The organism is Phaeodactylibacter sp. (assembly GCF_040219495.1).
Taxonomy (GTDB): Bacteria; Bacteroidota; Bacteroidia; order Chitinophagales; family Saprospiraceae; genus Phaeodactylibacter.
The window spans coordinates 1-11,111 of record NZ_JAVJSK010000062.1 but is presented as its reverse complement, the minus strand read 5'-3'; the positions used below and the strand labels follow the sequence as shown (position 1 = coordinate 11,111).

Genomic DNA, 11,111 nt, shown 5'->3' with positions numbered 1-11,111 from the left:
CTTGGCAGCAAACCCTTTGCAAAACCTGCAGCAATTAACCGAAGATATATGGGTCGCACATATTGAGCGGAACTGCGCCTATGAAGTCAGGCGAAGGAAGAATCATGGCGATTTAATCTCCAAATTAAAAAACGGTTGACGCCTATGCGGCAATAAGCGGGACAACGGGCAGTACCGCCGCCTGAGCCGAAAGAAAGCGAGGCTGCTCCGCGCCATCGACCTGCTCATCATCGACGAAATCAGTATGGTGCGGGCGGATGTGCTCGACGGTATTGACGAAGTCCTGCGCCGCTACCGGACACCTTACAAACCTTTTGGAGGCGTACAGCTGCTGATGATTGGCGACTTGCACCAGCTACCGCCGGTGGTGAAGGATCAGGATTGGGATATGTTACGGACCTATTATGACACGCCCTTCTTCTTCAGCAGCAAGGCTTTGCAGCAAACGTCGCCCATTACAGTACAATTAAAGCATATCTACCGGCAGTCTGACGAAACCTTTATCCACCTACTCAATAAGGTCCGTAATAACGAAATAGATGAGGATGTGCTCCGGAAACTCAATAGCCGGTATCAGCCTGTTGACCAATTACCGGACAGGGACGCCTACATCACCCTGACGACCCACAATTACAGTGCCCAAAATATCAATGCCGAACAATTGGCAGCACTGCCGGGAAAGGAGTTCCGCTATGAGGCAGAAATCAAGGGGGATTTCCCGGCGCACGCTTTCCCTGCGAATGAAGACCTGCGGCTGAAGGTAGGAGCGCAGGTGATGTTCATTAAGAACGACAACAGTGCTGACCGCCGTTACTACAACGGTAAGATTGGCAAGGTCACAGCCATAGACGAAGAGAAGGGGGTCACCGTGCAATGCCCGGGAGATGAACGTAGCATTACCGTGAGTAGGGAAGAATGGCAGAACCGGAAGTACAAACTCAATGAGCAGGCCAAGGAAGTGGAAGAAGATGTGGTCGGTACATTCACGCAATACCCTTTGCGCCTGGCTTGGGCGATCACGATCCACAAGAGTCAGGGGCTGACCTTTGAGCGGGTGATACTCGATGCACAATCGGCTTTTGCCCACGGGCAGGTGTACGTAGCCCTGAGCCGATGTAAGACTTTTGAAGGCATTGTTTTGCGGTCGCGCATCAAGCTGTCGAGTGTGCGGACGGATGCTAAGGTGCAGCGTTTTTCAGACGAGGCGGAGCGCAATGCCCCGGACGAGGCACAGCTTTTAGCATCCAAAATTGCTTTTCAGCAGTCAATGCTGCAAGATTTATTTGATTTCCGGGGTTTAAATAAACGCATGCAGCAGTTAAGAAGGGCGCTACTTGAGCATGAGCATCAGTTGTTGCCAGGAGCCGTACAGCCTTTTCAAATGATTTGGGATTTTGCGGAAAAGAAGCTTTACCCGGTGGCCGGGCGTTTTCAGGTACAGTTGCAAAGTTACTTTCAACAAGGGGGGATGCCCGCAGAAAATGAGGCCCTCCAAGACCGGGCGAAGCAGGCTGCGCAATGGTTTGCCGGACAGCTTAAGTCTGAAGTTATTGAACCCTTGGGGAAACTGCAAGTGGAAACCGACAACCAAAAAATAGCAGAACAGATACAGGAAGCCCTCGAACAGCTTAAAGAGGAAGCCTTTGTAAAACGAAAAGGGCTGCAGCAAACGGAATCCGGCTTCTCCCCTACTCGTCTACTGCAGGCTAAAACAGACGCAGAACTGGATTTCAAGCAAGAGCAAGCTAAAACGGCCGCTTCTTCTAATTTCCAGCTTAGCCCGGAGACGGTAGCGCACCCGGAGTTATTCCAACGCCTGATAGCCTGGCGACGGGCAGAAGGAGCGGCACAATCTCTGCCCCTTTACCGTATTTTGCCCAATCAGGCCCTGTTGCATATCGCAGCGTCTTTGCCAAACACCCCAGGCTTACTAAAGAAAAGCTATGGTATTGGCAACAAGCGCTTTGAACAGTTTGGTGAGGTTTTACTAAAAATGGTGCAGGAATACTGTACGGAAAAGGGGGTCGCCCCGCCGTTGCGGCCTGCCCCGGCTCCAAGGCCTAAAAAGAAAGCAGCAAGTACAAATACCCGGGAAGAAACCCTAAAGCTCTACCGCAGCGGTAAGACCATCGAAGAGATCGCGGAGGCCAGGAGCCTGACTCCTTCTACCATTGAAGGCCATCTCACTCATTTTATCGAGCAGGGGTTACTGAGCGCTGACGCATTTTTGCAGCCTGAAGCAATAGCGGCTATCAAAGCGCAGGCTTATTCTATGGGGGAGGTGAAACTGAAAGCACTACATACCCACTTCGATGAGGCCTACTCCTATGGAGCATTGAAAATGGCATTGGCACATTCACCTGATACCAACCATTTAGATCAAATGCCAGCTGACAGGGGTGCGAAAATGAATAATGTGGCCGGGGAGGTATTGGATGCTCAAACTGGTACGACTAATCCGAAATAACAGCGTGCCCGCAGGGGCTGATCATCAGAAAACCCTAAATAATTGCGTTTCATCCAATACCTATTCTTTCGGATGGGGTTGGATAGCGGGTATTGGCACAGAAAAACTCCATCCTGCTTTTGCCTGGCTCATCAACAAAAAAAATCGCGCTCCATACTTTGGAACGCGATTTTCACTTATAATCCCATGAACATATCCAAAAAATAATCTTTTGTCTAACCCCCTTGAAAATCAATCCACTATCTAAAATTCGACATAGATTGATCAGCGCAATGCATAAAAACACTATGCACTACTTGGAAGAAACGGAAGTTTTGCTTTATCTTCGTCGCACAAGTGAGAGTATAAACTACACAACAAATCGTAATCTCAACAAGACGACCATAATCCCATGAACACAATTTAGAATGTGGCGAACACTTTTGTTCGCCATTTTTTTTTATTTTGACTGGGATTATTTTGGGTGTTCTCACAGTGAGTCGTGCGTCCCAGCGATTTCCAAAAACCACCGGGACAGCACTTCACTAAATTATAATCCCATGAACATATTTCAATTAACTTTTCTTTGCGTTCTCCTCTAATTCCTTTCGATCACATTACAAATATGAGGACTTCTGCACCCTAAGACAAAGACAGATTCGGGCTTTTGTGAAAAAAATATAGATCGCTTAACCCTTAAAAAAAGAAAAATAAAAGCCCCTCATTCTATCTATTGTGAAAATAACACCCTTTTATATTGGTAGATTTCCTACTAAATTGCCCTGATTTTCAACAAATCAAAGGAGCATTGCGCTCAACAAACCCAAAAAGAATCCTGTAATAAAGAGCGTGTTGGGACTTTGGTCTTCTAGTTGAAACTAACAACTTTTTGGTTAGACGAGGTACGAAAACCGGAGTTTAGCCTGAGCTAGATAGCCCGTCCCGAAGTTTGCGGGAAGGATTTTCGGGACGAAGTATAAGCAAACCTGCCTGCGTGTCGAACACTTCGGTCTCCGGTGGCCAAAGCCCACAGGCGACGAGACACAGGCAGGAAAGTGTCCCGGTGCACCGGGACAGGCCGATTACTAAAGTCCCAACACGCTCTTATTGTGCCCGGGGGCAGTATAAAGTCCCAACACACTCTAAGCTCCGCTTCCGTCATTTACAACAGCCAGATTCACAGAGAAGCCTCCATACCGATCCGCTCATAAACTGGAGAAGGCCCAACAGCAATCACCATTGGGCCTTCTCAACGTATATTTAGCGACGAGCGATTAAGAAGCTTAAGCTGCGCCTGTTTTATCCTCCCCCTCGTCCTGCTCCTGCTGCAAGTCTTCAACAGCTTCACTGATCTTATCAGACACCACCATAGCTACAGCTTTGATTGTGTCCATTACATCCTCCAGAGATTCACCAAGGGTCGCAGACAAAGCCTCCCCAACGGTATCATCCTGCTTCGGGCTATCCTGCTTCGGGCTATCCTTCTTCGGGGCTTTGGTTTTAGCCTTTCCTTCCTGTATAGCTTCAGCAGCATCTTTAAGTTTATCGGCTTCATCTTTCCGGGCCTGGGCTTCCTCCTCAATCTTTTGCTTGATCTTTGCTTCCACCTCTTTCTGCGCCTCTTTCACCTCTTGCGCCTCTTTGCGCTTCGCCTCTTTCTGCTCCAGGACTTTCATACGCCGCTCCAGGTCGGCTTTGGTTTTCTCCATATCGTCCAGCTTCACCGTCTTGGAGTTGATCCGCTCTTCCACCATTTTGATTTTGGCAGTTCGGATTTGGGCTTCGAGCTGCCCGTCCGTCGTATCAATCTTCCGCTGCTGGAAAGTGAGCTCGTCTTTATCCCGCTTAATGGATTTGGACATACGGCCGATAGCTCCAAGCAAGCCGTCGTAGCGTTTCTTCAGGCGCTCCAGGGGAGAATGATCTTCTCCTGCAGATTCACCGAAACGTTTTTCTTTCACCTCCTTAAACATGCCATCCAGCTGCTTCCAAACCTTGTTGCGGTCCTCGCGGGTGAATTTGGTATTTTTGAATTGGCGCTGTACTTTTTTTAGCTCATCGAAAACAGACTGAAGCCGCTTGTTCTCCTTGACCTTTGCCTCCAACTCACTGAGCATCGTCACGAATTGCTCATAGTTCTCCTTTGACTTAGCTTTGAACTCCTGATCCATTTTGCTGCGCAGGTCTTTCAATTCCCCAAACAGCTCATTGGTCCGGTCACGCAACTGATCGGCATGGTCCCGGAACAAATTGCGGTCCTGTACTTGTTCCTGTACCTTATCCCAGAAGGCTTTGAGTTCTTCCCAGACTTGCTTGTCAAAGCCATCCAGGCGGCTGACCCGGTCGCGCAGGTCTTCGAGCTCTGACTTGTAAGCCTCGCTCAGTTTAGAGGAAAGCACGATGAACTGCCATTCGGTCTGCGCACGGGTAATCAAATCGCTGCGTTCTACTTTAATGCTTTCCGGCAACAGGGCGTCCGAGACGTTCAAGCCGCGTTCCGTTACCATATGGGCTTCCGGAAATTCAACTTCTTTGTTGCTACGCCATTCATCCATCATCTTCTGATAGAATTCATCCGTGGCTACAGCTTCCGGAAAAGAGTAGATTTTCACCAGATTGTCATCGGCCAGCAATTCTACTGCCACTAGTATGCGTTCGTCCTGTGCATTCGTCCCCCAGAGTACAAGCTTTGTCTTCATAATCTTCGTAGTAGTAAGTCTAATATTCTTGCCGGGCACCATAGCCCAACGTTGTTCTTGTTTGCAAAATTAAGAAAATGCCCCGCTTTTCCAGATATCAGGCCTTCGCAAGCTGTCTGGCAAGCAGGTACTCAGCAATCTGAACGGCATTTGTAGCCGCTCCTTTTCGGAGGTTGTCTGCTACAATCCACAGGTTCAGCCCATTGGTGATGGACTCGTCTCTACGGATGCGGCCCACAAATACCTCATCTTTATCCTTGGCAAATTTAGGCATAGGGTAATTATTGGTGGCGTTATCGTTTAACACCTTAATACCCGGCGTGCTACTGAGCAGCTCAATGACCTGATCTATTTCAAAAGGCTTTTCGAACTCCACATTCACCGCCTCCGAGTGCCCTCCGTTGACCGGCACACGGACAGCCGTTGCCGTCAAACCGATTTGCGGGGCATTGAGGATTTTCCGGGTTTCATTCACCAGCTTCATTTCTTCCTTAGTATAGTCATTGTCAAGGAAAACATCGCAGTGCGGCAGGCAGTTTTCGAAAATCGGATGCGGATAAGCCATTTCCTCCGCCTTCGGCTCAAAGCCTTTCTTCTCCAGCTGATACTGCTTCACCGCCTGCATGCCCGTTCCGGTAAAGGACTGATAGGTGGAAACCACTACCCGCCTGATCCCAAAAGCTTCGTGCAAAGGTGCCAGTGCCAGCACCATTTGGATGGTTGAACAATTCGGGTTGGCAATGATTTTGTCGTCAGCCGTGAGGTCTTTGGCATTGATTTCCGGTACCACCAGCTTTTTGTCCGGGTCCATACGCCAGGCTGAGGAGTTGTCAATGACAATAGTGCCAACTTCCGCAAATTTCGGAGCGAACTCCAGGGAGGTCCCCCCTCCGGCAGAGAAAATAGCAATATCCGGACGTGCAGCAATCGCATCTTCCATGCTTATAACCTTATGCTCCGCTTCTTTAAACCTCACCAGCTTGCCCACCGAACGGGCAGAAGCAACCGGTAAGAATTCAGAGATCGGCAGGTTTCGTTCTTCCAGTACCCGGCACACTACCGTGCCTACCAGGCCGGTAACACCAACAACAGCGACTTTCATAGTTGCAATCTTTTCTTCGTTTGTATGACGGCAACCGCCATACCACTTCAATCCATAATGGTGCGCAAAGATAAGCCCCCGTTGTAATTAGCAAAAGGTTTTCAGGGCCTAGTCGTTAAAAAATAAGGATGTTAGAGCCCTTGCCTTCATTACCTCTGCTGAATTCGCTATTTTTGAGGCCATGAAAGCACTCTATTACCTATCCTTGTTACTCACGCTATTCGCCCTTCCCCTGCAGGCCCAACTACAGGATGACTTTTCGGACGGCGACTTCTCCTCCAACCCTGAATGGCTGGGCGATGCAGACCGCTTTACGGTGACTGCCGGCGAGCTCCAGCTACTGGATACAGACCCCGGCAGCAATAACGAATCGGCACTGTACGTGGCTGCCCCCACTTCGGCAGACGCCGCTACGGTATGGACCTTCTTCGTCCGCACCGAATTTTCGCCCTCTTCCAGCAATTACGCGCGCATCTACTTGTCGGCATCCTCACCCGACCTCAAGAGCGCACTCAATGGTTATTATGTACGGATTGGTGGCATTTCGGGCAGCGACGACGCCGTGGAGCTCTACCGGCAGGATGGGGCAACTTCCACCCTGCTCATCAGTGGAGCTGCCGGTAGTGTAGGGAACGACCCTGCGCTTGCAAGAGTGAGGGTGGCCCGCTCTGTGGAAGGGGAATGGACTTTAGAGACCGACTACAGCGGGGGCAGCGACTTCACACTGGAAGGCACAGCAACAGACCTGACCTACCCTACCGGCAGCTTTTTTGGCTGGGTTTGTACCTACACGAGCACCCGTGCCGAGCTGTTCTTTCTGGATGAGGTGCTTGTAGACCCGCTTTTTGCCGATACCTCTCCTCCTACCCTGTTGAACGTCACCCCAAACACGGCGTTTCAAATAGAAGCCCGATTTAGCGAGCCGCTCGATGCACAAATCGCTAACGAAGCCGCTAATTTCAGCATCAGTAACGGCATTGGCACGCCAGCTTCGGCAGAGCTACAGGCAGACCCCACCCGGGTCTTGCTTTCCCTGGGCACCGCTTTGCAAAATACAGCATCCTATACCCTGACCGCAAACAATATTCAGGACGAAGCGGGGAACACGGCGGGTAGCCTGCAGTCCGACTTCACCTACTTCGACATTCAGCCCGCCCTTCCCGGCGACCTCATCATTACCGAATTGATGCCGGACCCTACCCCATCAGTCGCCCTGCCGGAAGCAGAATACCTGGAGCTTTACAATGCCAGCGATAAAGTAATTGACCTGAGTACTCTACAGATTGCCTCGGGCAGCACTCCCGAGCCCTTATCTGCGGCCTTTTTGCTGCCTGGTCAATATGTTGTGGTTTGTGATGCCGCTTTTGTGCCGGCTTTCGCCGAAATCGGCCCCGCTGTAGGCGTCAGTGACTTTCCTGCTCTATCCAATGGAGGGGATGTGGCAACGGTGCTGGATCAGGATGGAAACTCTCTATTCGAAATCACCTATACTGATGCCTGGTATCAGGATAATGCACGGGCAGATGGCGGCTACAGCCTCGAACTCATCCGTTTGGAAGGCCCCTATAATTGCCCGGGCAACTGGCGGGCGTCCCAAAGCACCACCGGCGGCACACCGGGCCTTGAAAACAGCCTGCTTGGTGCAACCCTTGACACCACGCCCCCTTCGGTCATCAAAGTGGTGCCGGAGAGCAGTATGGAAATCCGCATAGAGTTTAGTGAAATTATGGACGCAGCCACCGTATCGAACCCCGGAGCCTATACCCTGAGCCCGGATATCACAGTCCTTGATGTACTGCTGCAGCCCGGCGGACAAACCGCCCTTCTTGTGCTGAATGACGAACTCTCTGCCGACCTTGCCTACACCTTAAGCCTCGCCGCAACAATTACAGATTGTATTGGCAACGCACTGCCCGAACAGTCCTTTGCCATTGGGCTACCACAAATTGCCGAACCACAGGACATCATCATCAACGAAATACTGTTTAATCCGGAAAGTGGTGGCTCCGACTTCATCGAACTCTACAATCAAAGCAATAAAATCATTGACCTTTTGGGGCTGCAGTTGCTCAACCGCCTCAAAATGAGTGGAGCTATACAAAGCTCCGTCGACGATAACCTGCTCATTTTTCCCGGCGACTACCTCGTTTTCACGGAAGACCCTGCCGATATCCTCGCTCGCTATACGGTCCCTGCTCCCAACCGGTTGCTGGAAAACGACCTGCCCGCTTTAGACAATGACGAAGGCAACCTCACGCTGGTGCTCAACGGCATAACCCTCGATGCCTTCGACTACTCAGAAGATCAGCACTATCCCCTTTTGGATGACGAAAACGGGGTCAGTCTGGAGCGCATTTCCCCTATGGCCGGCACGCAGGATGCTGGCAACTGGCACTCCGCTGCTTCTACCGCGGGGTTTGCCACCCCCACCGGGCCCAATTCCCAGTTTTTTGAGCGCGAAGGGGTGTTTGATGAGATCATCAGTATTCCCCGCGCCCGGTTTTCTCCTGATGAGGACGGCTTTGAAGATGTCCTGCTAATTGATTACACTACCGATCAGCCGGGCTATACTGCCAATGTTTGGATTTTTGATGCGCAGGGGCGGGAAATCCTGCGCCTGGTCAACAACGAAACCCTTCAAACCACCGGTTCTTTAAAATGGGATGGCATCGCTGCCGATGGCAGTCCGGCCCGGATCGGCATTTATATTCTGTATTTTGAACTTTTCAGGCCCGATGGCGCTGTAGAGAAAGACAAGCGCGCAGTTGTGCTTGCCGGACAATTAGACTAAAATGTGGACAGGGCGAATTAAGAGCTTCAGAGATGCATTCCGCGGGCTGTGGTATACCATACGTACTCAGCAAAACGCCCAGATCCATCTGGTGATCACAGCCATTGCCGTAAGCTTTGGTGCTTACGTGGGGCTCACTGCAACGGAGTGGTGCCTGGCATTCGTAGCCGTTGCCCTCGTGCTTGGTGCCGAAGGGCTGAACACCGCTATTGAAGAACTGACCGATTTAGTCTCCCCGGATTACCATCCGCTGGCGGGCAGGGTCAAGGATGTTGCCGCTGGTGGCGTAATGGTCTGTGCCATTTGTGCAGCTATCATTGGGGTGATTATCTTTGGCCCGCATGTGATAGCCCTTTTTTATCCTTAAATGACGGATTCAGAAATATGACAAACCCGCTTCATTTCAATTGCCTCCCCTTTGACAAACTATCCCTACAGGAACTTTACGATAGCATGGCGCTGCGGCAAGAGGTCTTCGTAGTGGAGCAAGATTGCCCCTATCTTGATGCAGACGGCAAGGACTCCGGTGGACATCATTTACTAGGGTATGATGACAAGGGAGTGCTAATCGCCTACGCCCGCTTACTGCCCCCGGGCATTTCCTACCCGGACTACGCCTCCATCGGGCGGGTCGTTACTTCACCTGCTGCCCGCCGTACCGGTGCCGGCAAACAACTGATGCGGGAAAGCATTGATTGGTGCAGGCGTCTTTACGGGGATGTATCCATTAAGATTTCCGCACAGGTTTACCTCACCCGCTTTTATGAGTCTTTTGGATTTAAACAGGTGGGTGCGGAATACCTGGAGGATGATATTCCACATATTGGGATGGTATTAGTATAGCCCGTTATGGAGCAGGCTTCGAGAGAGTTGATGCCTTAGGAATAACTACAGGTTTAGAGTAGGTTATTTCCCCCACTTTACTGACGCAACACATCAAGTCTATTACATAACCTTCAATCACGACAGGGGGCGTAAGGCTGAGCAGCGCTAAGCGCCGGTCAGCTGCTCCGCCAGCGTGCTCAGCTTGGTTTCCTCTTTCGGGCTGAGCGGGATATCAGCGAGTAGTTCTTCCTGTATGTACCTTTGGAGCATGGCTTTGTCTTTTTGAGCTACGACTTCGAGAAAAGCCTTTACGGTAGGAAGCTCCAGCTCGGTAAAGTCAGACAATTCCGCAGCGGCCCAGTCCGGGAAGCGTATGGCTGTTTTTAGCAGGTTGAAAATACTCTTTTTGTACATGCCTTTGTCCATGCCTTCCTTCCGCCCTCTTTCCAAAATTTGCTCCAACGTACTCATGACTTCTGGCTTTATCGTGAATGTTGTGTCCTTAATTTGCCTTAGGAATTCTGCTTCCGAACGCTCTGCCACCCCTAGGATGTAGGTCGTCAATGCAGTAATCTTTTCTTTCCCCTCCGTCCCTTCAAAGATAAGCTGAAGGTACTTGAATATCAAGTGCTGCCGATGCCGGAAAGCCATTGACATCAGTACGCTGCGGAAGTAGCTTAGGTCAAGCTGCAACAGCGCTTCCGGGCTAAGGCGCGTAGCATCCTGAAATATAAAACGGAAATCAGGGATGTAGGGTTCCAAAACAGCGTAATGCGGATGCCCCTGAAACAGCTCGCCCAGCGTTTGCGGCATCCATTTCTCCTTGCCGTTATAAAAAATGAGGGGCAGCACAGGCTCCGGTTCCCGGCCCTGTTTCTTCAACATGCTGGACAGGAGTTCCATGATGTACAGCCCAACCTGCACGGCAACGTACTTATCGGGCTTGGACTTATGCTCAAATAGCAAACAGAAATAGAAGTGGTCATCTGCTTCTCCCAGAAACCGGCAACGGTAAATGACGTCCGCCTCGAACCGCTTCAGGTTGGGGCGCAGGCTGACACTGTTTTCCAGCTTCAGGCTTGTAAGAGCGTGTTGGGACTTTTGTCTTCTAGTCGAAAACTAACATTTTTTTGGTTAGACGAGGCACGAAAACCGGAGTTTAGCCTTAGCTAAATGAGGATTTTCGGGACGAAGTATAAGCAAAAAAGTGTAGTTTGCAGGCCGATTACTAAAGTCCCAACACGCTCT

The 11,111-nt window shown here is 50.6% G+C and carries 7 protein-coding genes; 4 read left to right on the top strand and 3 right to left on the bottom strand.

Going from position 1 to position 11,111, the window contains the following annotated elements; genetic code table 11:
• Positions 1–181: 181 nt before the first annotated feature.
• Positions 182–2,467 (top strand): helix-turn-helix domain-containing protein, encoded by a 2,286-nt coding sequence (locus RIC19_RS09235; protein ID WP_350178019.1) that lies wholly within the window; start codon positions 182–184, stop codon positions 2,465–2,467.
• Positions 2,468–3,729: 1,262 nt separating this feature from the next.
• On the opposite strand, the gene RIC19_RS09230 is transcribed toward RIC19_RS09235, so the two are convergent.
• Positions 3,730–5,145: a coiled-coil domain-containing protein gene (locus tag RIC19_RS09230; RefSeq protein WP_350178017.1), complete on the bottom strand. Its 1,416-nt coding sequence runs from the start codon at positions 5,143–5,145 to the stop codon at positions 3,730–3,732.
• Between the two features lie 97 nt (positions 5,146–5,242).
• On the bottom strand, positions 5,243–6,247 hold the full coding sequence (locus RIC19_RS09225) for an aspartate-semialdehyde dehydrogenase (protein WP_350178016.1): 1,005 nt from the start codon (positions 6,245–6,247) through the stop codon (positions 5,243–5,245).
• Positions 6,248–6,428: 181 nt separating this feature from the next.
• Between RIC19_RS09225 and RIC19_RS09220 the strand changes: the two genes are divergently transcribed.
• From RIC19_RS09220 to RIC19_RS09210, 3 genes are read left to right on the top strand one after another with little or no spacing between them, the layout of a single operon-like run.
• A complete protein-coding gene (locus RIC19_RS09220; RefSeq protein ID WP_350178015.1) occupies positions 6,429–9,038 on the top strand; it encodes a lamin tail domain-containing protein in 2,610 nt (869 codons plus the stop codon).
• Position 9,039: 1 nt separating this feature from the next.
• Complete coding sequence (locus RIC19_RS09215) at positions 9,040–9,405, top strand: diacylglycerol kinase family protein (protein WP_350178014.1); 366 nt, start codon at positions 9,040–9,042, stop codon at positions 9,403–9,405.
• A gap of 17 nt (positions 9,406–9,422) precedes the next feature.
• Complete coding sequence (locus RIC19_RS09210; RefSeq protein ID WP_350178013.1) at positions 9,423–9,881, top strand: GNAT family N-acetyltransferase; 459 nt, start codon at positions 9,423–9,425, stop codon at positions 9,879–9,881.
• 147 nt (positions 9,882–10,028) lie between these two features.
• Here RIC19_RS09210 and RIC19_RS09205 read toward each other — a convergent pair whose 3' ends face one another.
• Positions 10,029–10,940, bottom strand: a complete 912-nt coding sequence (locus RIC19_RS09205; RefSeq protein ID WP_350178018.1) for an Rpn family recombination-promoting nuclease/putative transposase — start codon at positions 10,938–10,940, stop codon at positions 10,029–10,031.
• Between the last annotated feature and the right edge of the window lie 171 nt (positions 10,941–11,111).